Annotated in this window: 14 protein-coding genes and 1 pseudogene; 7 read left to right on the forward strand and 8 right to left on the reverse strand. The window is 73.5% G+C overall.

What is annotated here, in order from left to right; translation table 11 throughout:
- Positions 1 to 298: 298 nt before the first annotated feature.
- Positions 299 to 508: pseudogene (locus MMF93_RS33775) on the reverse strand (helix-turn-helix domain-containing protein); the annotation flags it as partial.
- 13 nt (positions 509 to 521) lie between these two features.
- Positions 522 to 851: a hypothetical protein gene (locus MMF93_RS26120; protein WP_242755304.1), complete on the reverse strand. Its 330-nt coding sequence runs from the start codon at positions 849 to 851 to the stop codon at positions 522 to 524.
- 2,300 nt (positions 852 to 3,151) lie between these two features.
- Between MMF93_RS26120 and dxs the strand changes: the two genes are divergently transcribed.
- The 4 genes from dxs (at position 3,152) to MMF93_RS26140 (ending at position 9,731) form a co-directional block, all read left to right on the forward strand.
- The gene (gene dxs / locus MMF93_RS26125; RefSeq protein WP_242755306.1) at positions 3,152 to 5,089 is read left to right on the forward strand and encodes a 1-deoxy-D-xylulose-5-phosphate synthase; all 1,938 of its coding nucleotides are present in this window, start codon (positions 3,152 to 3,154) and stop codon (positions 5,087 to 5,089) included.
- 142 nt (positions 5,090 to 5,231) lie between these two features.
- Positions 5,232 to 6,800, forward strand: coding sequence for an ArnT family glycosyltransferase (locus MMF93_RS26130; RefSeq protein ID WP_242755308.1), 1,569 nt, complete (start codon positions 5,232 to 5,234; stop codon positions 6,798 to 6,800).
- A 175-nt stretch (positions 6,801 to 6,975) separates the two neighbouring features.
- On the forward strand, positions 6,976 to 7,425 hold the full coding sequence (locus tag MMF93_RS26135; RefSeq protein ID WP_242755310.1) for a type VII secretion target: 450 nt from the start codon (positions 6,976 to 6,978) through the stop codon (positions 7,423 to 7,425).
- Positions 7,422 to 9,731, forward strand: a complete 2,310-nt coding sequence (locus tag MMF93_RS26140; protein WP_242755312.1) for a hypothetical protein — start codon at positions 7,422 to 7,424, stop codon at positions 9,729 to 9,731. The genes MMF93_RS26135 and MMF93_RS26140 overlap by 4 nt, the downstream gene beginning before the upstream one ends.
- 160 nt (positions 9,732 to 9,891) lie before the next feature.
- Here the strand turns inward: MMF93_RS26140 and MMF93_RS26145 are convergent, their stop codons facing one another.
- The 5 genes from MMF93_RS26145 to MMF93_RS26165 all read right to left on the reverse strand — a co-directional run bounded on the left by MMF93_RS26145 (position 9,892) and on the right by MMF93_RS26165 (position 18,058).
- Positions 9,892 to 12,018, reverse strand: a complete 2,127-nt coding sequence (locus MMF93_RS26145) for a 3-hydroxyacyl-CoA dehydrogenase NAD-binding domain-containing protein (protein ID WP_242755314.1) — start codon at positions 12,016 to 12,018, stop codon at positions 9,892 to 9,894.
- Positions 12,015 to 13,232, reverse strand: coding sequence for a thiolase family protein (locus tag MMF93_RS26150; RefSeq protein WP_242755316.1), 1,218 nt, complete (start codon positions 13,230 to 13,232; stop codon positions 12,015 to 12,017). Before MMF93_RS26150 ends, MMF93_RS26145 begins: the two co-directional genes overlap by 4 nt.
- Positions 13,233 to 13,649: 417 nt before the next feature.
- Positions 13,650 to 14,915: an HRDC domain-containing protein gene (locus MMF93_RS26155; RefSeq protein ID WP_242755318.1), complete on the reverse strand. Its 1,266-nt coding sequence runs from the start codon at positions 14,913 to 14,915 to the stop codon at positions 13,650 to 13,652.
- 106 nt (positions 14,916 to 15,021) lie between these two features.
- Positions 15,022 to 15,702: a response regulator transcription factor gene (locus tag MMF93_RS26160; RefSeq protein WP_027737418.1), complete on the reverse strand. Its 681-nt coding sequence runs from the start codon at positions 15,700 to 15,702 to the stop codon at positions 15,022 to 15,024.
- A 1,684-nt stretch (positions 15,703 to 17,386) separates the two neighbouring features.
- Positions 17,387 to 18,058: a DUF3000 domain-containing protein gene (locus MMF93_RS26165; RefSeq protein ID WP_242755320.1), complete on the reverse strand. Its 672-nt coding sequence runs from the start codon at positions 18,056 to 18,058 to the stop codon at positions 17,387 to 17,389.
- A 75-nt stretch (positions 18,059 to 18,133) separates the two neighbouring features.
- Here MMF93_RS26165 and hemE point away from each other — a divergent pair, with 75 nt between their 5' ends.
- Entirely contained in the window at positions 18,134 to 19,231 is a 1,098-nt protein-coding gene (gene hemE / locus MMF93_RS26170; RefSeq protein WP_423835529.1) for a uroporphyrinogen decarboxylase, read from the forward strand.
- Positions 19,232 to 19,274: 43 nt separating this feature from the next.
- Here the strand turns inward: hemE and MMF93_RS26175 are convergent, their stop codons facing one another.
- The gene (locus MMF93_RS26175; RefSeq protein WP_242755322.1) at positions 19,275 to 20,675 is read right to left on the reverse strand and encodes an FAD-dependent oxidoreductase; all 1,401 of its coding nucleotides are present in this window, start codon (positions 20,673 to 20,675) and stop codon (positions 19,275 to 19,277) included.
- A 193-nt stretch (positions 20,676 to 20,868) separates the two neighbouring features.
- Between MMF93_RS26175 and hemG the strand changes: the two genes are divergently transcribed.
- Together hemG and hemQ are read left to right on the forward strand one after the other, a co-directional pair.
- Entirely contained in the window at positions 20,869 to 22,329 is a 1,461-nt protein-coding gene (gene hemG, locus MMF93_RS26180; RefSeq protein ID WP_242755324.1) for a protoporphyrinogen oxidase, read from the forward strand.
- Positions 22,326 to 23,042: a hydrogen peroxide-dependent heme synthase gene (hemQ, locus tag MMF93_RS26185; protein ID WP_114021415.1), complete on the forward strand. Its 717-nt coding sequence runs from the start codon at positions 22,326 to 22,328 to the stop codon at positions 23,040 to 23,042. The genes hemG and hemQ overlap by 4 nt, the downstream gene beginning before the upstream one ends.
- Positions 23,043 to 23,045 lie beyond the last annotated feature (3 nt).

Below are 23,045 nucleotides of genomic sequence, written 5' to 3' on the forward strand. Positions count from 1 at the left end.
CGGGAACCTCGCAGGCGTCCAGGAACGCGACCAGCTGGCGCTCGTCACGCGGCACCGTCTGCCCGCGCAGAATGCGGTGGACCGTGCTGTGCGGCAGCGCGCCGTAACCGCCCGCGCGGCGCTCCATGGTCCGCAACGGGGGCCCGCCCGCCGCGCTGTAGAGACCCCACAGCGCGGCCGACAGGCCCGGCAGATCCGCGACGGTCTCCGGGGCCGGTGTCATACGGTCTCCCGCGGCGCCGTGCAGCTGCTCCTGCCGAGCCCTCCGCCACATGCGCAGGGCCACCTCCACCGACACGCCGCACCCCCGGGCGTACGCCTCGACGACCGGCCCCGTGGGCACCGACGTCGCCGAAGCGGCCCGTTGCAGCGTCGTGGCATGCAGCCCGGTGCGCGCGGCGAGCTGAGCGTAGGTCAGGCCTTCCGCCGCCCGCTGGTGCCGCAGCCACCTGACGAGATCGGCGAGCGCCCGGTTCGGTGTGGTGATCGGCTTCTCTCTGCGCCCCACGGTCGAGACGCCCTCACGCCTGCGAGCCGGCCTGCAGCCCCCGTATCACCAGGCGGCTCACCCGGCTGCCGCCGCGCAGCGCGAGCAGCACGCCGAGCGCGACGAGTCCGGCGGCCCCCAGCACGTCGCGGACCGCGGGAGCCGGCGTCCCGGTGACCGTCAATGCGCTCGCCAGTACGGCGATCACCACGATGACCACGACCTCCGACGGTCCTGGCCTGCCCTGGTCGTGCGGGTCCGGGCCGACACAGCGAGCCGGGAAAGCCGGAAGAGCCGGAGAGGCCGGGGAAGCCGGGGAAGGGGTCGCCCCGGCGCGGCGGGCCGGAAGGGGAAGGCGGAACATGGATCGTGCCTCCTGAGATCGTCCGCCCGGGCGTTGCCGGCCGGGCGCGTTGCGGGCTCCACATGTCTGCACGGCCGACCGGTGCTTGCCGACACCGGCGGCTGGAGAAGCATCGTGCCACTCCCCGCACCAGGAAGCAGGGGCCCGAACGGGGCAGGGGAAGTTGATGCGTTCCCGTCCCGGACGCCGGGCCCAAAACGGCCGGGGTCTGACGCTGCCGACACGGGTGTGACCAGCGGCGGAACACCTGCCGGTGTGGCGGCGCCGCGCTACCGCACCGGAAAATGCGTGCCCGTCCCAGCTCCGCTTGCCGATTGGTGACCGGCCTCTGCGAGCATCGTCGGCGTACGGGAGAACACCCGTACCCCTCCCTGAGAGTTGCGGGCTCCACCGAGACGAGCAGGGATGAGAGGCGGACACGCGTTGCCGCGCGTCACCGCTTACGGGGCCGGCGTGCGCGCACGCCGGCCCCGCCACGAGGCGCGCCCGGTCCGGACCGGGCGCGCCGACACTGCCGTACCGGTCACGCCGGTGCGGCCCGCCCGGCGGTGCCGCGCCGACGCCTGTGCCGCCGCCCGGCACCGACCTCGCTCCCGCCCGGTCCCAGAGCGAGCAGCCTCGGCCCCCGGGCCAACGGGACCACCCGGGCCATCGGACCCGTCAGGACGGGCCCATCGGACCAGCCCGGACCGACCCGCCCCCCCCGGCCCACACGGCCCCCGGACCACCCGGCTGACCTGGCCGCTCCGGCCACTCGGCTGACCCGCACCACCCGGCCCACTCGGCCTACCGGGCTGATCCGGCCGGCCGGGCCGACCCGGCCGATCCGGTCCACCCGGGGGTCCGGTCCACCGAGCCGACCGGCCGACCCGACCGATCCGGTCCACCAGGGGTCCGGCCCACCGAGCCGACCGGCCGACCCGGCCGATCCGGTCCACCCGGGGGTCCGGTCCACCGAGCCGACTGGCCGACCCGACCGATCCGGTCCACCAGGGGTCCGGCCCACCGAGCCGACTGGCCGACCCGGCCGATCCGGTCCACCAGGGGTCCGGCCCACCGAGCCGACCGGCCGACCCGACCGATCCGGTCCACCAGGGGTCCGGCCCACCGAGCCGACTGGGCCACCCGGGCCCACCCGGCCGAGCCGGGTCACTCCACCGACCAGGTCCACCCACCGGGCCGGCCCGTGCCTACTGGCCGACGGGGCTCCCCCGGCCACCCGGCCGACCCGGGCCGTGAGGCCCACTTGGCCGACCGGCCAACCCGGGTGATCCGGCGGGCCCGGGCCACTCGGCCGACGTGGTCGACCCGGTCCGACCTGGATCCACCGGGCCCACTCGGTCCACTTGGCCGATCCGAGTCGCAGGGCCACCCGGCCGACCCGGCGGCCCCGGGCCACCTGGCCGCCCCAAGCCCATGTGGTCGACACAGGTCACTCGACCGACCAGGCCCACCCACCGGGTCGGCCCGTGCCTACCGGCCGACGGGGCTCCCCCGGCCGACTGGGCGGACTCGGCTGACCCGGGCTGGCCCAGCGGGCCCGGGCCACTGGGCCGAGCCGGGCCATCCGGGGCCATCTGGCCGACCCACGGCCGACCTGTGCCCACGGCCGACCGGGCTCACCCGGCCCGCCCCGGCTAACCGGCCCGCCCCGGCCAACTCGGCGACCGGGCCGACTCGGTCCACTTGGCCGACCCGACCTACCGGCCCACCCGGGTGGCCCGGCGGCCCCGGGCACTGGCCGACCCAGCCAGCCGGACGACCTGGCGCACGCGGCCGACCCTGCCGGCCGGCCGACTTGGGCCCACCGGGGCGACCGGTCCCGCCGGGCCGACTCGGTCCACTCGACCGCCCCGGGGCCACCGGTCGACTGGGCTCACCCGGCGAACCCGACGGGCCCGGTCTCCCCGCCGGGTGGCCCAGCGCTGGGGTGGCTGGACCAGGGTGGGTGGGGGGAGGGGTATCGCGAGGCGTGGACGTAAGTGTGGGAATCGCACAGAGGTGCGAGTGCGGGCGGCCGGCCGCCCGGCTGCCGCGGTGTGAGATAGGAGTCATCCGGGTCACCGGAGGCATGCGGGGCGGGTGCGAGGGAACAGCCGCACCCACCTCGTGCGGGTGTCCGCACACGCCACGCCGGGCTGCCATTCGTGTGACTGATATGGCACCGGCCGGTGAACCTGGACGTCGGCGGAACATTAGACTCTGGAAGACCGCCCGGCCGAAGGGTTGGGGAGGAATCGGTACGGTCCGACAACGACAGCTCGACAGCGTGTTCACACGCTCGAAGCAAGGAGGTACGGGTGGCGTTGCTGACCCGCATCACGGGACCACGCGATCTGGACCGGCTCACTCCGGAGCAGCTGGAGACGCTGGCAGGGGAGATCCGCACCTTCCTGGTGGAGGCGGTCTCCAAGACCGGCGGGCACCTGGGCCCGAACCTCGGCGTGGTCGAGCTGACCCTCGCCCTGCACCGCGTCTTCGACTCCCCCAAGGACAAGGTCCTCTTCGACACCGGGCACCAGTCCTACGTGCACAAGGTGCTCACCGGTCGGCAGGACTTCTCCCGGCTGCGCGCGAAGGGGGGCCTGTCGGGCTACCCCTCGCGGGCCGAGTCGGCGCACGACGTGATCGAGAACAGCCACGCCTCCACGGTGCTGGGCTGGGCCGACGGGCTGGCCAAGGCGAACGAGGTCCGCGGCAGTGACGACCACGTGGTGGCCGTCATCGGTGACGGCGCGCTGACCGGCGGTATGGCGTGGGAGGCGCTGAACAACATCGCCGCGGCGAAGGACCGCCCGCTGGTGATCGTCGTCAACGACAACGAGCGCTCCTACTCGCCCACCATCGGCGGCCTGGCCAACCACCTGGCCACCCTCCGCACCACCGACGGCTACGAGCGCTTCCTGGCCCGCGGCAAGGACGTGCTCAACCGCACCCCCGTGGTCGGCAAGCCGCTGTACGAGACGCTGCACGGCGCCAAGAAGGGGCTCAAGGACTTCATCGCGCCGCAGGGCATGTTCGAGGACCTGGGCCTGAAGTACGTCGGACCGATCGACGGGCACGACATCGCCGCCGTCGAGTCCGCGCTCCAGCGCGCCAAGCGCTTCGGCGGTCCCGTGCTGGTCCACTGCCTCACCGAGAAGGGCCGCGGCTACCAGCCCGCCCGCCAGGACGAGGCCGACCAGTTCCACGCCGTCGGCGTCATCCATCCCGACACCGGACTGCCCGTCAAGTCCTCCGGGGCCGACTGGACCTCCGTCTTCAGCGACGAGATGGTCAAGCTCGGCCGGGAGCGCGCGGACATCGTCGCCATCACGGCCGCGATGATGCGCCCCGTCGGGCTGCACGCCTTCGCGCAGGAGTTCCCCGAGCGGGTCTACGACGTGGGCATCGCCGAGCAGCACGGCGCGGTCTCCGCCGCCGGGCTCGCCACCGGGGGACTCCACCCCGTCTTCGCCGTCTACGCGACGTTCCTCAACCGCGCTTTCGACCAGCTCCTGATGGACGTGGCCCTGCACAAGTGCGGTGTCACCTTCGTGCTGGACCGGGCCGGTGTCACGGGCAGCGACGGCGCCTCCCACAACGGCATGTGGGACATGTCCCTGCTGCAGTGCGTGCCGGGCCTGAGGCTGGCCGCGCCGCGCGACGCCGAGCAGGTGCGCGCCCAGCTGCGCGAGGCCGTCCGGGTCGACGACGCGCCCACGGTGGTGCGCTACTCCAAGGGCGCGGTCGGTCCCGCCGTGCCCGCGGTGCGCCGGGTGGGCGGCATGGACGTGCTGCGGGAGCCGGCGGACGGCCCGGGCGCGGATGTCCTGCTGGTGTCGGTGGGCGCGCTCGCCCCGATGTGCCTGGAGATCGCCGACCTGCTCGACAAGCAGGGCATCACCACCACCGTGGTCGACCCCCGGTGGGTCAAGCCGGTGGACGAGGCACTGCCGCCGCTGGCCGAGCAGCACCGGGTCGTCGTCACCGTCGAGGACAACAGCAGGGCGGGCGGCGTGGGCTCCGCCGTCGCGCAGGCGCTGCGGGACGCGGGCGTCGACGTGCCGCTGCGTGACTTCGGCATCCCCGAGAGGTTCCTGGACCACGGCAGCCGCAAGGAGATCATGGCGGAGATCGGGCTCACCGCGCCCGACGTGGCCCGCCAGGTCACCGGACTCGTCGCCAAGCTGGACGGCCGCGGTCCCGACCCCAGTGGCCCGCAGGTCAGCGCCTGGGAGGGCGCGACCCCCTCGTAACGGCGCCGCGCCCGCCGCGTACCGCGCGCCGCGCCGGCCCTCATACGGCGCCCGCCGCCCCTCCGCCCCGCCGTGGGCCGAGGGGGCGGCGCGCGCCGGGGGTGGCGGCCCGTCCGTGGCCGGCCTCGCTAGATTGGGGCGTATGCCGTTGCCCCGTACCGTCCGCGTCGAGCGGGCCACCGTGCAGCGCGTCGGCCGACGCCCCGAGGCGGCGCCCGCGCCGAACTGGACGCGGCTGATCACCGTCCTGGCGGCGCTGACCGTCCTCACGCGCCTGCCCTCGTTCGTGCGCACCCCGTGGAACCCCGACGAGGGCTTCCTGGCGACCCAGGCACGGCAGTTGGCGGACGGGGGAGTGCTCTACGAGACCGTCGTCGACCGCAAACCCCCGCTGGTGCCCTGGCTCTACCGTGCCGCCTTCGCGGTGTTCGGGGACGACTCGCTGTGGCCGGTGCGGGTCGCGGCGATCCTCGCCGTGCTGGTGGGCGCCGTGCTGGTGGCCTCCATGGCGGCGCGGCGCTGGGGGGAGCGGGCCGCGTGGGTCGCCGGCCTGTGCTACGTCTTCCTGTCGGTGGGGCTCGACCCCGAGGACACGCAGGCCGCCACGTTCGAGGTCTTCATGCTGCCCTGGACGGTGGCCGCGATGTGGTGCGCGGAGCGCTCGCGCTGGTTCGTGGCCGGACTCGCCGTCGCCGGAGCCGTCTTGACGAAGCAGACGGGTGGCGCCGTCCTGTTGCCGGTCTGCGTGGTGCTGTGGCGGACGCGGGCCGGGTGGACGGCGCTGCTTCGGGCCGGCGTGGGGTGTGCGCTGCCGATCCTGGGCACCGCCTTCGCGTTCGGACCGGGTAAGTTCCTGTACTGGATCGCCACCGGGTCCGGCGCCTACCTCTCGGCCGACGGAGCCGGTCTCAAACCCGTGCTGCGCGCCCTGGGGGCGCTCGGACTGCTGACGCTGGCCGCCCTCCCGCTCGTCGTGGCCCTGGTGCACGCCGTACGGCGGCGCCGCGCGGGCGGGCACCCGTACACGGCCACCTGCCACGGGCATCGCGCGCCGCTCGGCGGCACCGCCGACGTGTGGCTCTGGCTCGCCGCGTCGCTGGCCGCCGCCACCGTCGGACTCCAGTTCTTCGGCCACTACTTCCTCCAGCTCGTTCCCCCGCTCGCCCTCCTCGGGGCCGTGGCGCTGCACGAGCTGACGGCCCGGGCCGCGACGGCGGCGCTCGCCGGCACCGCGCTGCTGGCGTGCGGCTATGTCGGCTGGGGCTTCACGGCGGGGCGCGACGAACTCGACCACGCGCACCGGCTCGCGGACACCGTCCGCTCCTACACCGACCGCGAGGACCGGGTGCTGCTGTGGGGCATGCACCCGGAGGGGTACTGGCTCTCCCAGCGCGCCCCCGCCTCCCGCTATCTGACCGCCGGTTTCCTCACCAACTTCAGCGGCGGCCGCGGCGAGGCCCGCGTGGGGGAGCGGTACGCGATGGAAGGCGCCTGGCAGCGCTTCGAGAGGGACCTGCGGCGGCGGAAGCCCGAACTGGTCGTCGACGACTCGCGCGGTAAGGAGTACGGGGTGCGGCGCACGCCCACGCTGCGCCGCCACCTGGGCCGCCACTACGAGAAGGTGGCCACCATCGACGGCTCCGAGTTCTATCTGAGAACCAGCCTCGACGCCGCCGGCCTCCACCGGAAGCAGGCCGCCGGTCCCCGCTGAACGGTCTCTCCCGGACGGTCCCCGGCTGTCCGGCTTCCGCACTCCGGCTGTCCAGCTTCCGCACCCCGGTTGCTCGCCTTCCGTTTCCCTCCGGCCGTTACGTTCGGCGCCCGCGCGCGGGACGGCTCCGCGCGGCGCGCGACCCGACGACGCACAGGGACAACGGGAGGACAGCGTGTCGTTCCAGGAGGAGTGGGCCCGGATCAAGTCCGCGTACGCGCCGGACGGCTCGGCCCACACGAGACTCGCCGGAACGGGCGCCCCGAACGGGCATCCGGACGGCCGGCAAGGCCCGCGACCGGGACTCACCGTGACGGCCGGCGTGCTGCGGGGGCGCGCCGGCCGGGCGGAGACCGTCCGCGGCTGGTTCCTCCAGGCCGACGACGCGGTGATGCGCGAGACCGGCCAGGTCACCGGCAGCCTCAAGGGCTTTTGCACCGACACGGCGCTCGCCGCCTTCCAGGAGCGGTGGCGCGAGCAGATGGCCTACGTCTCGCAGCAGTTCACCGGCACGGCTACCGCGCTGCGTGACGCGGCCGGCGCGTTCACAGCCGAGGACCACAGGCGCAAACAGGACCTCGACGCCGTCCCCGGCGGCGAACACCGCGACGGCGGCGGGTCGTGAGCGAGGGGCCCGGCTACTCGGAGGTCAGGGCGGCCGACCTGACCCCGCTGGACGAGGCCGTCGCCACGTGGCGGACCGCGCCCGGCGCCTTCCAGCAGGTCGCCACCGACTTCGGCACGGAGGTGACCAAAGGCCTCGCGCACGCCCACTGGGAGGGCGAGGCGGCACAGGCGGCGTGGCGCCGGCTGCGCACCGTCGACGCCCAACTGCGCGCGGCGCAGGAGGAGTCACGCCGCGTGCACACGGTCCTCTCCCAGGGGCTGGAGGCGTTCCGCGCCGCACAGCAGGCACTCCAGGCCATCGAGGACGAGCTGGCAGGCCACACACACCTGGTACTCGACACGAGCGACGGCTCCGTCAGGCTGCACCTCACCGAAGCGGAGGAGAAGCACCGCAGCGCGTACACCAAGGCCTACCGGGAGACGATCGCCGCCTACCGCGACCGCACCCGCTCCGCCCTGGCGCACGCGGGCGACGCCGACCGCGACCTCGCGCACGCGCTGACCGCCGACGTCAACGGCGCGGCACGCGGCTTCAACGACCGTGCCTACGCCAGTCTCGAGGCCGCGCGCGCCCACACCGCCCGCGACCTGGCAGAAGCCCTTCACCTGGCCGGCGCCGAACAGGGCCGCATGACCTCGGAACAGCTCCGCAGGCTCACCGCGTTGCTCACCCGGCACAGCCGCGACGCGGAGTTCGCCGAGCGGTTCGCCGCCGGGCTCGGCGCCCGGAACACGCTGCAGCTCTGGTACAACGCCACCCACCCGCACCACCCCGACCACCCGGACGCGCGCATCGACGAGAAGGAGTGGTGGCACTCCGCAGGCGCGCTCCAGGAATCCCTCGGGACCACCCTGGCCACCGCCTCGCACGCCGACAGCCCCGCGACGCGGCGCTGGCAGCAGGAGATCATCGCCCTCGGCGATGAGCGCCTGCAAACCGGCGCGGCCACCCACCCCTACGGCTTCCAGCTGATGAGCAACCTGCTGCGCTCCGGCAGCTACGACACCGGCTTCCTACAGCGCTACGGGAACGCGCTGCTGGCCTGGGACGAGAAGCTCAACACCCGCGACGGCTACGCCTACTGGGCCAACACGGCCAGCACCGACACCCTCAACCCGCGCGGGCAGCCCGACGACGACGGGCACGACGCGGTGATCGGCTTCCTGGCGGGCCTGGGCCACAACCCGGAGGCGGCGACGGCCTTCTTCGCCCCGCCGGAGGGCGTGCGCGGCGCCGTCGACCGGGGCGCCGAACTCAGCGGCCACCTCACCTACCTGACCGAGGAGCGCAACTGGGTCTTCGACGGGAACACCGATGCGGGCCCGCGCCGGTTGCCGGGACACGAGGCGCTCGGGCACGCCCTGACCGCGGCGACCACCGGCTACGCCTGGGACGACCCCGTGCTCGGTGGCCGGAACCCGGAGCTCTTCGAGGACGGCGGCGACCGCCGCACCGCGGCCGCGGCACGCGTCATGGAACAGGTCGTGCGCGTCTACGCGGGCGAGGAAGGCCCCCGGCTGCTGCACGAGCAACCGGCCCTGGCGGCAGGCCTCGGCGCGATGGGCGGCGCGTATGTGGACGACCTCAACCGCGCCGTCAGCGGCGTCGGCGACGCGCTGCGGAACACCGACGCGTTCCCGCCCGCTCCCGGCGCGGCCGACCTCGGCCGCGACGAGGCCGTGGACTTCCTCAGCGTCCTCGGCCGGCACGAGGACTCCCACCGGATCATGAACCAGGCCGAGCACCTCTACACGCTCGAGCGGCTGAGCGACAACCCGCCCGCGCAGGGCGCCGAGAGTTGGGCGAGGGGGCGGCGCGTCCTGCTCACCGAGGCCGAGGTCCGCGGCACGCTCGACCACTCCCGCGTCCAGCAGATCGAGGCCGCGTACGCGGCGGACAGCGCGGCCGCGCAGGACGCCTACCGGCAGTCCGCCAACTGGACGCGCGTGGGCATGAGCGCCTCGGCCCCCGCACTGGCCAACGGCGTGCTGCACGTGGTGGGGAAGAGCGGACCCTGGGGCGTCGCCATTCCCCTCGTCCAGGCGGCCGGTGTGGAATTCGCGAAACTCTTCCACGAGGACGCGGTTTTCGGTGGCCCCGATTCGCCGGACCCACCGCACGACCAGGACCAGTTCTTCGCCCGCGGAGAGCACGAACTGGGCGCCACAGCGGAGAAGTACCTCGCCTCTTACGGAGAAGGGGCCGATGTGAGGGGCGACCTCGCCGACGACATCAAGAGCAGATATCTGGCGACAGGCCCGCAGAGCAATGCCTATGAGGGCCCCGAGCCCTACACGGGATGATCCCGGCCCGCCTGGGCAGCCCGAAGCCCGAAGCCCGAAGCCCGAAGCCCGAAGCCCGGAGCCCGGAGGCCGAAGCCCGGGAACGGACGTGGCGACCGCGGAAGAGCCTCGGCTCTTCCGCGGTCGCCACGGTACGGGGTGGGGGGCGCGGCTCAGTCCCTCACGCGGGGACGGTGGCGACGCCCGGGGCCAGGAAGCGGCGCGAGGTGACGCGCTCGCTGACGCCCTCGCGGTCGAGGTAGGGCGTGATCCCACCGAGGTGGAAGGGCCACCCGGCACCGGTGATCAGGCACAGGTCGATGTCCTGCGCCTCGGCCACCACCTCGTCGTCCAGCATCAGCCGGATCTCCTCGGCGATGGCGCCCAGCGCCCGCTCGCGGACCTGGTCCTCGGTCAGCACGCTGTCCCCGACCTGGAAGAGCTCGGCGACCTCGGGGTCCAGCTCCGTCGTACCCGGCAGGTACAGGCTGCGCTTGCCGGCCTCGACGACGCGGCCGAGGTTGTCCGAGACACCGAAGCGCTCGGGGAAGGCGCTGTGCAGGGTGCCCGCCACGTGGTGCGCGACGGCCGGGCCGACCAGCTCCAGCAGCTGGATCGGCGACATCGGCAGCCCGAGCGGCGCCAGCGCACGGTCGGCGACCTCCACCGGGGTGCCCTCGTCGATGGAGCGCAGGACCTCGCCCAGGAACCGGGTGAGCACGCGGTTGACGACGAACGCCGGCGCGTCCTTGACGAGCACCGCCGTCTTCTTCAGCTTCTTCGCGACACCGAACGCGGTCGCCAGCGCCGCGTCGTCGGTCTTCTCACCGCGCACGATCTCCAGCAGGGGGAGGATCGCGACGGGGTTGAAGAAGTGGAAGCCGACCACGCGCTCGGGGTGCTTGAGCTGCGAGGCCATCTCGGAGACCGACAGCGAGGAGGTGTTGGTGGCGAGGATGGCGTGCTCGGGCACGACCGCCTCGACCTCAGCGAACACCTTCTGCTTGACGCCCATCTCCTCGAAGACGGCCTCGATGACGAAGTCGGCGTCGGCGAAGGCGGTGGCCTTGTCCAGCGACCCGGTCACCAGGGCCTTGAGGCGGTTGGCCTTGTCCTGGTTGACGCGGCCCTTCAGGAGCAGCTTGTCGATCTCCTCGTGGCAGTAGGCCACACCCTTGTCCACGCGCTCCTGGTCGATGTCGGTCAGCACGACCGGCACCTCCAGACGGCGGGCGAACAGCAGACCGAGCTGCGAGGCCATCAGCCCCGCGCCGACGACACCGACCTTGGTGACCGGGCGCGCCAGATCCTTGGAGGGGGCGCCCGCGGGGCGCTTGGCGCGCCGCTGCACCAGGTCGAACGCGTACAGCCCCGCACGCAGTTCGCCGCTCATGATCAGGTCGGCCAGCGCCTGCGTCTCGGCCTCGAAGCCCTGCCGCAGGTCACCGTTCTTGGCGGCGGCGATGATGTCCAGGGCCCGGTAGGCGGCCGGTGCGGCGCCGTGCACCTTGCCGTCCGCGATCTGCCGGCCGCGCTGCACGGCGGCGTCCCACGCCTCACCGCGGTCCACCTCGGGCCGCACGACCTCGATCTCGCCCTTGAGGACGGCCGCGGTCCAGCGCAGCGACTCCTCCAGGAAGTCGGCGCCCTCGAACAGAGCGTCGGCGATGCCGAGTTCGTAGACCTGCTTGCCCTTGAGCTGGCGGTTCTGGTTGAGGGAGTTCTCGATGATGACGCTGACCGCGCGGTCGGCGCCGACCAGGTTCGGCAGCAGCGCGCAGCCGCCCCAGCCGGGCACCAGGCCGAGGAAGACCTCGGGCAGCGAGAAGGCGGGCAGCGCGGCGGAGACGGTGCGGTAGGTGCAGTGCAGCCCGATCTCCACACCGCCGCCCATGGACGCGCCGTTGTAGTACGCGAACGTCGGCACCGCGAGGTTGGCCAGCCGCACGAAGACGTCGTGGCCGCCCTTGCCGATGGCGGCGGCGTCCTCGTGCCGCTTCAGCAGCTCGACACCCTTGAGGTCGGCGCCGACGGCGAAGATGAAGGGCTTGCCGGTGACACCGACGCCCTTGATCTCGCCGTCGGCGGCCTCCTTCTCCACCTGGTCGAGGGCCGCGTCGAGGTTGGCCAGCGACTGCGGGCCGATGGTGGTGGGCTTGGTGTGGTCCAGCCCGTTGTCCAGCGTGATGAGGGCGAACCTGCCGGCGCCGCCTGGCAGGTCGAGGTGGCGTACGTGCGCCTGCGTGACGACCTCGTCGGGGAACAGCTCGGCCGCGCCCCTCAGCAGCTCAGCGGTCTTGCTAGTCACTTGTTGCCCTCCCAGTGGGGGTTCTCCCAGATGACGGTCCCGCCCATGCCGAAGCCGACACACATGGTGGTGAGGCCGTAGCGGACGTGCGGCTGCTCCTCGAACTGCCGGGCGAGCTGGTTCATCAGCCGCACGCCGGAGGAGGCCAGCGGGTGTCCGAAGGCGATCGCGCCGCCGTACTGGTTGACGCGCGGGTCGTCGTCGGCGATGCCGTAGTGGTCCAGCAGCGCGAGCACCTGGACGGCGAACGCCTCGTTGATCTCGAACAGACCGATCTCGTCGATGGACAGACCCGCCTTGGCCAGCGCCTTCTCGGTGGCCGGGATCGGGCCGACGCCCATGACCTCCGGCTCGACACCGGCGAACGCGTAGGAGACCAGCCGCATCTTGACCGGCAGGCCCAGCTCGTGGGCCACGTCCTCGGCGGCCAGCAGGGAAGCGGTCGCACCGTCGTTCAGACCCGCCGCGTTGCCCGGGGTGACCCGGCCGTGCGCGCGGAAGGGCGTCTTGAGCCCGGCGAGGTTCTCCAGCGTCGTGCCGGGCCGCATCGGCTCGTCCGCGGTGGCCAGGCCCCAGCCGGTCTCCCCTCCCTCCGGCGAGGTGCGCCGGACCGAGACCGGCACCAGGTCGGGCTGGATCCTGTCGTTGGCGTACGCCTTGGCCGCCTTCTCCTGGCTGGCCACGGCGAACTTGTCCGCGCGCTCCTTGGTCAGGTGCGGGAAGCGGTCGTGCAGGTTCTCGGCGGTCATGCCCATGAACATCGCCGACTCGTCGACCAGCTTCTCCGAGACGAAGCGCGGGTTGGGGTCCACGCCCTCGCCCATCGGATGGCGGCCCATGTGCTCGACACCGCCGGCCACCACCAGGTCGTAGGCGCCGAAGGCGATCGACCCGGAGGTCGTCGTCACGGCCGTCATCGCGCCCGCGCACATCCGGTCGATGGAGAAGCCGGGCACGGTCGTGGGCAGCCCGGCGAGGATGCCGGCGGTGCGGCCGAGGGTCAGCCCCTGGTCGCCGATCTGGGTGGTCGCCGCGACGGCGACCTCGTCGATGCGCTCCGGAGGCAGGTCGGGGTTGCGGCGCAGCAGCTCACGGATGCACTTGATGACCAGGTCATCGGCGCGGGTCTCGTGATAGATGCCCTTGGGGCCCGCCTTGCCGAACGGGGTGCGTACGCCGTCGACGAAGACGACGTCCCTTGCGGTACGAGGCACGTTGGCTCTCCTCCAGGTGCGGCCAGGGGTCGGTCGACCCCCATGCTACTTGTCGGTAACCAGGTGGCAAGGGCCGCCCACGGGGAAGGGCACACGTCACATCACACGGCGGGCGAGCACGGCGTCCCACCACGGACGAGCGCGGCGTCCCACCACGGACGAGCACGGCGTCCCACCACGGACGAGCACGGCGTCCCACCACGGACGAGCGCGGCGCTCCACCACGCGTGAGCGCGTGAGCGCGTGAGCCGGGGCGGGCGCGCTGCGCGGGCTGGGTGCGGGGACCGCGGCTGGGCGCGGGAGCCGGGACCGGGCGCAGGCGTCGCGGCACGGAAGCCGAGCCGCCCGGCTCAGGTCCGCCGCAACGGCGGTCGGAGGCCCGGGGAGTCCAGCCGCTCGCACACCAGGGCGAGCGGCTCACGCGCCGGGAGACGAGAGCGCGGCACGCAGCAGCTCAGCCGTCTGCGCGATCTGCCACTCCCGCGCACCCAGCCCGCGCAGCGCGCCCGAGACGGACTCCGCGCTCACCGCGGCAGGCGGCTCCCAGCACAGCCGGCGCACCGTGTCCGGCGTCAGCAGATTCTCCTGCGGCAGGTTCAACTCCTCCGCGTGCCGGGTGACGGCGGCCCGCGCCGCCGACAGCCGGGCCGCGGCCGCCGGATCCTTGTCCGCCCACGATCTGGGCGGCGGCGGACCACTGGTCGCCTGCCCCTGCTGCGGCAACTCCTCCTCGGCCAGCGCCCGCGCCCGATCGACGGCGGCCTGCCACTGATCGAGCTGCTTGCGGCCCATCCGCTGCCCGAACCCGGGCAGCGCCGAGAGAGCCCGCGCCCCGGTCGGCATCGCCAGCGCGGCCTCCACGATCGCCGCGTCCGTCAGCACCTTGCCGGGCGAGACGTCCCGCTTGCGGGCCACCGCGTCCCGCGCGAACCACAGCTCCCGCACCACCGCCATCTGACGGCGGCGACGCACCTTGTGCATGCCAGACGTGCGGCGCCACGGATCCTTGCGGGGCGGCGGCGCGGGGGCCGCGGCGATGGCCGCGAACTCCTCCTGCGCCCACTCCAGCTTCCCCTGCCGGGACAGCTCGACCTCCAGCGCGTCCCGCAGGTCCACCAGCAGCTCCACGTCCAGCGCCGCGTACCGCAGCCACGGCTCCGGCAGTGGGCGCGTCGACCAGTCCACCGCTGAGTGCCCCTTCTCCAGCGCGTAGCCGAGCACGTTGTCCACCATCGCGCCCAGCCCCACGCGGGCGAATCCGGCCAGCCGCCCGGCCAGCTCGGTGTCGAAGAGCCTCGTGGGCCGCATACCTATCTCACGCAGACACGGCAGATCCTGCGTGGCGGCGTGCAGCACCCACTCGCTGCCCGCCAAAGCCTCGTCGAGCCCCGACAGATCGGGGCAGGCCACCGGGTCGATCAACGCCGTACCCGCGCCCGCGCGGCGCAGCTGCACCAGGTAGGCCCGCTGCCCGTAGCGGTAACCCGACGCGCGCTCCGCGTCGACAGCCACCGGACCGCTGCCCGCACCGAAAGCCTCGACGACCCGTGCCAGATCCTCGGCGGAAGCGGTCACCGGAGGAATCCCCTCGCGGGGCTCCAGCAGGGGGACCGGCGCCGGTGCTGCGTCTGCGGAGGGGGCCTGAGCTGCGGGGGCTGCTGCGGTCTCTTGGGCGTCGGTCACCCGTCAAGGGTAGCCGCGCACACGCGCCGCCGGGCGCCCGCCGACGGAACGTTACGTCGACGAGCGCCCGGAAAGCGGAACGGCGCGGGAGGAAAGGCCCGAGGATTCAGTGGATGATGCCCGTCCGCAGTGCCACGGCGACCATGCCCGCGCGGTCACCGGTGCCCAGCTTGCGGGCGATCCGGGCGAGGTGGCTCTTGACGGTCAGCGCGGAGAGGCCCATCGACACGCCGATGGCCTTGTTCGACTGCCCCTCCGCGACAAGGCGCAGTACCTCCACCTCGCGGCCCGACAGTTCCCGGTAACCGCCCGGGTGCCCAGGACCGCCCGGGCCGCCGCCGGGGCGACGGTGCATCCGGGCCGCCGCCGCGGCACCGATGGGGGCCGCGCCGTGCCGTGTCGGCATGGCACCGCCCAGGTTGGTACGGGTACCGGTGACGACATAGCCCTTGACGCCGCCGGCCAGCGCGTTGCGTACGGCGCCGATGTCATCGGCCGCGGAGAGCGCCAGCCCGTTGGGCCAGCCCGCGGCTCTCGTCTCCGACAGCAGGCTGAGTCCTGAGCCGTCGGGCAGGTGCACGTCGGCCACGCAGATATCGCGCGGGTTACCGACGCGGGGACGGGCCTCCGCGATGGACGACGCCTCGATCACGTCCCGCACCCCGAGAGCCCACAGGTGGCGGGTCACGGTGGAGCGGACACGGGGGTCGGCCACGACGACCATGGCCGTCGGCTTGTTCGGGCGGTAGGCGACCAGGCTTGTGGGGTGCTCAAGGAGAACAGACACCGGGCCTCCTGGGGGAGTGGCTGTGGGGGACGGAACCGAACGAGTCGGATATTCCGTGTGAAGGGTCACAGACTCCTTCGGCACCTTCTCCGCGCCTCTTTAGAGAAAGATCACGAATTAGTGACCCGAATTTCTCCAATGCCGTTTCCGACGCCAATTCCCTCCTCCAGGAACATTCCTTTGTCTACACAGAGACTGATAGGCCGAGACCGGTGACCGGAATTCGGAGGGTTCTTTGTAGACAAAACAACGCGCCAGGTGCCTCGCCGGCGGGGCGCGGGGAAAGGGGGCGGTGGCCCCCCGGGGGGGGCCTTGCGAGCGCGGGGGTCTGGCATGCACCAGGGGGTAGGTTTTGGGGCCGCAGGGCAGTGCCGCGCACGCGTGGGCCCGCCTACACATGTCAGGCGGTACGGGTGGGCCTCGGCCGTGCCGGTCGCTCCGCAGGGCTCGCGGAGAGGCGCGGGCGAGATCGTCTGCACAAGGCCACAGGGTGCGCCGGCTCGGCGTCGCCGACCGCTCCCAGTGCCGGGCGTGTTGCCAACGGCCGACATGGCTGGTGGCGAGCGGGGCGGCCGAGGAGTCTTTCGGCGACCTCCCGGCTCCCCGGAACGGGAACCGTTGAGCCGAGCCCGGGCGCTGGGCTTTTCCGGTCCCGGTATGTGTCAGCCGGGAGCGAGGCAGGCGCAGCGTTTCGCGGGCGCCGGCGGTGCCGGTCGGTCAGGCGGCTGGCACCGGGCCTGTCGAGCCGAGCGGGCCTCGACGGCGCGTGGCGCTCTGTCGCCGCCGGCCCCGGCCGGCGGCTTTCCGCAGTTGTCCGGGGCCGATCGCGTCCCGAAACCGCACGAGGCCGCTCGCGCAGGGGCGACCTCCGACGCAGGTCGGTTCGCTCGGTCGTCGCTGGAGGAGCGAGCGGGCTGGAGCCGGCAAGGGGAGTGGGGGAAGGTCGGGTGGGCACGGCACGCGCCGGCGCAGCCGATCGGGCCGGAGCTCGGTGGCGAGGGCAGCCGCGCGAGTCCGGTACCCACCCTCGGTGGGTACCGGTGGCCCGGTGGCCCGGTGCCCGGTGGGTCGGGAGCCCGGAAGCCGGGTGCCCGGTGGCCTGGTGGCCCGGGAGCCCGGCTGCCTGGTGGCCCGGGAGTCCGGAGGCCCGGTGGCCGGGGAGTTCGGAGGCCCGGTGGCCGGGCCAGGAGCCCGAAGGACTAGGGGCCCGCAGGACCGGGGAGTCCGGAGGCTCGGTGGCTCGGTGGCCTGGGAGCCCGAAGACCCGGAAGCCGGGTGCTCGGTGGCCTGGTGGCCCGGGAGCCCGCAAGCCCGGTGGCTCGGGAGTCCGGTGGCCTGGAGGCCTGGGGGTCCGGAGGCCCGGTGGTTCGGAGGCCCGGGAGCCCGGTGGCCTGGAGACCCGGGAGCCCGCAAGCCCGGTGGCCCGGGAGTCTGGAGGCCCAGGAGCCTGGAGGCCCGGTGACCCGAAGGCCCGGGAGCCCGGAGGCCCGGGAGCCCGGCTGCCTGGTGGCCCGGGAGCTCGCAGGTCCGGGAGGCGGGGAGCCCCCAGTTCGGTGGCCCGGGAGACCGAAGGCCCGGGTGCCCGGGGACCTGGAGGCCCGGGGTCCGGGGGGCCCGAGGAGTCGGGAGCCCGGAGGGCTTGGTGCCCCGGGCGGTCGTCGTACCGCCCGGGGCACCGTGGGGGTCAGTGGGGGCCGCGGCGTTGGGGGAGCTGGACGACCGAGGTGCCTTCGCCGGTCTCCGGGGGCAGTCCGGCGCACTGGCAGAGGAGTTCGCACCAGGCCGTCAGGTGTGCGGAGGCGTCCGGTGTGGAGCCCTCGGGGGTCCAGCTGGCGCGGATCTCCAGCACCTCCTCCGCGGGGCGTTCCGCGAGGCCGCCGAAGAACGCGGAGCTCGACCGTGTGACCGTCCCGCTCGCTTCCCCGTATCCGGCGCCGCGTGCCTCCAGTGCGCCGGTCAGCCACGACCAGGTCACCTCGGGCAGCAGAGGGTCACCGGCGATCTCCGGTTCCAGTTCGGCGCGGCCCAGGGTGACGACCCGGAAGGTGCCTCGCCAGCCCTCCTGCCCCTGCGGGTCGTGCAACAGGACGAACCGTCCGTCGGCCAGCTCGGCGCCCGCGTCGTCCGGCTCGGTCACGGCCGCTTCCAGCGCGAACGCGTAGGGCGCCAGTCGCTTGGGTGCAGGCAGCGGGGAGATGCGCACTTCGGGGCGCGGCCGCGTCTCGCTCAGCGCGGTGACGGCCGCACGGAAGGGTGGGGGAAGGGAGTTCCCGCCACCGCCACCAGAACCGCCCGTCCCGCCGGTGTCTTCCACTCCGCCGAAGCCTCCCGCCTTCGCTGCCCGACCCGCAGTCATGGGTGTGAAGAGTAGGCGGCGGCGGGCCTTGAGGCTGGTAGGGACACCCCGTTCGGCCGTGGGAGACTTCCTTGTGTGAGTGGAGACGACCGCCCCGTGGGCCAGCCGACGCAGACACCGAACGCCACAGCCGACCCCGCCGGGGACGCTGTCCTCGATTCGGCGTTTCTTCGGGCGTGTCGTCGTGAGCCGGTGCCGCACACGCCGGTGTGGTTCATGCGGCAGGCGGGACGCTCGCTGCCTGAGTACCGCAAGGTGCGTGAGGGCATCGGGATGCTGGACTCGTGCATGCGGCCCGATCTCGTCGCCGAGATCACTCTCCAGCCCGTGCGGCGGCACAAGGTCGACGCGGCGATCTACTTCAGCGACATCGTCGTCCCGCTCAAGGCCATCGGTGTCGATGTCGACATCAAGCCCGGCGTCGGCCCCGTCGTGGAGAAGCCCGTGCGGAGCCGCGCCGATCTGGAACGGCTGCGGACGCTGGAGCCCGAGGACGTCGCCTATGTGACCGAGGCGATCGGGATCCTCACCCGCGAGCTGGGCAGCACGCCGCTGATCGGTTTCGCCGGAGCGCCCTTCACCCTCGCCAGCTACCTGGTCGAGGGCGGTCCCTCCAAGAACCACGAGCGCACCAAGGCCATGATGTACGGCGAGCCCGAGCTGTGGGCCGACCTGGTGGACCGCCTCGCCGACATCACCGCAGGCTTTCTGAAGGTGCAGATCGAGGCGGGCGCGAGCGCTGTGCAGCTGTTCGACTCGTGGGTCGGCGCGCTCGCTCCCGAGGACTACCGGCGCCGCGTGCTGCCGGGCTCGGCGAAGGTCTTCGAGGCCGTGGCCCCCTACGGCGTGCCCCGCATCCACTTCGGTGTCGGGACCGGTGAGCTGCTGCCTCTCATGGGCGAGGCCGGCGCCGATGTCGTCGGCGCCGACTGGCGGGTGCCGGTGGACGAGGCGGCCCGCCGGGTCGGCCCCGGCAAGGCGATCCAGGGCAACCTCGACCCGGCGGTCCTCTTCGCTCCCCGCGAGGCCGTCGAGCAGCAGGCCGGGCGTATCCTGCGGGCCGCTCGCGGTCTGGAGGGGCACATCTTCAACCTGGGCCACGGGGTGCTGCCCGACACCGACCCGCAGGCGCTGACCGACCTGGTGTCCTACGTGCACGCGCACACCAGCTGAGCCTGCGGGCGCTGCTGCCCGCGAGGCGGTGCCGCCCCGGTTCTCAGCCGGCGCGCACCGCTGCCGCCGCCTTTCTGGCGGCCACCAGGACCGGATCCCACACGGGGCTGAACGGTGGGGCGTAGCCCAGGTCAAGAGAGGTCATCTGCTCCACCGTCATGCCCGCGTGGAGGGCGACCGCGGCGATGTCGACGCGCTTGCCCGCGTTCTCCCGGCCGACGATCTGGACGCCGAGCAGCCGCCCCGAGCGGCGCTCGGCGATCATCTTGACGTGGATGGGGCGGGTGCCCGGGTAGTAGCCAGCCCGGGTGGTGGACTCGATCACCACGCTCTCGTATTGCAGCCCGACCGCCGAGGCCTGTGCTTCCAGCAGGCCCGTCCTGGCGATCTCCAGGTCGCACACCTTGCTGACGGCCGTGCCCACCACGCCGGGGAACGTGGCGTAGCCCCCGCCGATGTTCTGGCCGATGACCTGGCCGTGCTTGTTGGCGTGGGTGCCCAGGGGAACGTGCTGGGCGCGGCCGGAGACGAGGTTGAGGACCTCCACGCAGTCCCCTCCCGCCCACACGTTCTCCTGGCCCCGCACCCGCATCGCCAGGTCGGTCAGCAGCCCGCCCGACGTGCCCAGGGGCAGCTCGGCGGCGCGCGCCAGCTCCGTCGCCGGCCGCACTCCGAGGCCGAGCACGACGACGTCCGCCGGATACTCGGTGTCCTCGGTCGCCACCCCGCGGGCCCGCCCGTCCTCGTCGGTGAGGATCTCGGTGACGGCGGCTTCGAGCACCGTCTCGATGCCCAGGGAACACATGGCCTCGTGCACCAGCCTGCCCATGTCGGGGTCCAGGGTGGACATGGGCTGCTCGGCCTTTTCGAGCACCGTCACCTCGTAGCCGCGCTGGACGAACGCCTCGGCCATCTCGACGCCGATGTAGCCCGCGCCGACGACGACCGCCCGCCGCGCGCCTTCGCCGCCCGAGCCGCTGCCCCGCTCGATGCGCTGCTCCAGTGCGTCGAGCAGCCGGCGTCCGTCGTCCAGCGTCTGCACCCCGTGCACGCCCTCGGCGTCGACGCCGGGCAGCGGGGGGCGTGTCGGTACGGCGCCGGTGGCCAGCACCAGGTGGTCGTAGCCCTCCCAGCGCTCCGTGCCCGCCCCCTCGCGCACCCGTACCCGCGCGCCCGCGAGGTCCAGCTCGACCGCCTCGGTGCGCATGCGCAGGTCGATGCCGCGTGAGCGGTGCTCCTCGGGGGAGCGGGCGATCAGCGCGTCGCGCTCCTTCACGGCGCCGCCGACCCAGTAGGGGATACCGCAGGCCGAGTACGAGGAGAAGGGGCCGCGCTCGAACGCCACGACCTCCAGATCCTCCGCTTTCCGCAGCCTGCGGGCCTGCGACGCGGCCGACATGCCCGTCGCATCGCCGCCGATGACCACCATCCGCTCCGCCGCCATCCTCGAGCTCCTCTCGCCGTCCCGCCCGTGCCTGCTGCGTCTGCTGTGCCTGCTGTGCCAGCTCTGCCTGCTGTGCCTGGCGTGCTGTCCCACTTCTACGCCTGCTGCTGCGCCCGCTGCGCTCTCCCACTTCTTCTGACCCACTACCGGGCCCCACGTTATGCACCATCCGGCACTCTGCGAGACTTGCGATATGCACGTACTTGTCATCGGAGGCGGCATCTCGGGTCTGGCCGCCGCGCACCAACTCCTGGCGGACGGTGCGCGGGTGACCGTGCTGGAGGCCGGGGCCGTGCTCGGCGGCAAGCTGCGTGCCGGAAGCATCGCCGGCACCGCCGCCGTGGACCTGGGCGCCGAGTCCATGCTGGCCCGCCGCCCCGAGGCCGTGGAGCTGGCCCGTGCGGTCGGGCTCGGCGAGCGGCTGGCGCCGCCGTCCGTCGCGGGCGGTGCCCTGTGGACGCGCGGCGCCGTGCGCCCCATGCCCAAGGGCCACGTGATGGGCGTGCCGGGCGACCCGGCGGCCGTGGCGGGCGTGGTCTCGCCCGAGGGGCTCGCCCGTATCGAGGAGGACGAGCGGCTGCCGCGCACCGAGGTCGGCGAGGACGTGTCCGTGGGGGACTACGTGGCCGGGCGGCTCGGCCGCGAGGTCGTCGACCGGCTCGTGGAGCCCCTGCTGGGCGGCGTCTACGCCGGTGACGCGTACCGCATCTCGCTGCGCGCCGCGGTGCCGCAGCTGTACGAGGCGGCCCGCGACGAGCGCTCCCTGCTGGCCGGGGTGCGCGCCGTGCAGCAGCGGGCCGCCGCAGGACCCGCGCGCACGGGTCCTGTCTTCATGGGTGTCGAAGGCGGCATCGGCCGGCTGCCCGGGGCCGTGGCCGACGCGTGCACGGCCAAGGGCGCCGACATCCGGCTGAGCACGCCGGTGCGGGAGCTGCGCCGGATGGCGGGTGAGGACGGTGCCCGGGACTGGCTCGCGGTCACCGACCACGGCACGGTGCGCGGGGACGCGGTCGTGGTGACCGCCCCCGCGCCCGCGGCGGCCCGCCTGCTGGGCCCGCACGCACCGGAGGCCGCCGCCGGTCTCGACCAGGTCGCATACGCCTCGATGGCGCTGGTCACCCTGGCCTTCCGGCGGGCCGACTGCGACGGTCTGCCGGACGGCAGCGGCTTCCTGGTGCCGCCGGTGGACGGGCGCGCGATCAAGGCCGCCACCTTCTCCACCCGCAAGTGGGGCTGGGTCGCCGAGCAGGACCCCGGCCTGTTCGTCCTGCGCACCTCGCTCGGCCGGCACGGCGAGGAGCGGGTGCTCGAGAGGGACGACGCCGAACTGGTCGAGCTGTCCCTGGGCGACCTGCGCGCCGCCACCGGGCTGCGTGCCCGCCCCGTCGACACGCTGGTCACCCGTTGGCGCGGCGGCCTGCCGCAGTATCCGGTGGGGCATCTGGAGCGCGTGTCGCAGATCAGGGAAGCCGTCGCCCGGGTCCCCGGGCTGGCCGTCGCCGGCGCGGTCTACGAGGGCGTGGGCATCCCCGCCTGTGTCGCGGCGGGCCGCCGCGCGGCCCGGCACCTCATGCAGCACCCCGCCAACCCCGCCGACCAGACGGTCCCCCAGGCAGTGGAGACCGGCGAACGAGAGCAGAGAAGAGAGCCATGACCGACGCACAGCCCAAGGCCCCCAACGCGGGCAAGAAGGCCAAGGACCTCAACGAGGTCATCCGCTACACCCTCTGGTCCGTCTTCAAGCTGCGCGACGTGCTGCCCGAGGACCGTGCCGGGTACGCGGACGAGGTGGAGGAGCTGTTCGGTCAGCTCGCCGCCAAGGACGTCGTGGTCCGCGGCACCTACGACGTCTCCGGGCTGCGCGCCGACGCGGACGTGATGATCTGGTGGCACTCGGAGGAGTCGGACGCCCTCCAGGACGCCTACAACCGCTTCCGCCGCACCAGGCTGGGCCGCGCGCTGGAGCCCGTCTGGTCGAACATGGCGCTGCACCGTCCCGCCGAGTTCAACAAGTCGCACATCCCGGCCTTCCTCGCCGAGGAGGAGCCGCGCAACTACGTGAGCGTCTACCCGTTCGTGCGCTCCTACGAGTGGTACCTGCTGCCGGACGAGGACCGCCGCAGGATGCTCGCCGACCACGGCAAGATGGCGCGCGGCTTCCCCGACGTGCGGGCCAACACCGTTCCCGCGTTCTCGCTGGGCGACTACGAGTGGGTCCTCGCCTTCGAGGCGGACGAACTGCACCGCATCGTCGACCTCATGCGGCACCTGCGGGGCTCCGAGGCGCGGCGGCACGTCCGCGAGGAGATCCCCTTCTACACCGGCCGCCGCAAGCCGGTCGCCGAACTGGTGGCCGGGCTGGCGTAGGCC

Origin of the sequence: Streptomyces tubbatahanensis (assembly GCF_022699385.1) — a bacterium.
Lineage (GTDB): Bacteria > Actinomycetota > Actinomycetes > Streptomycetales > Streptomycetaceae > Streptomyces > Streptomyces diacarni.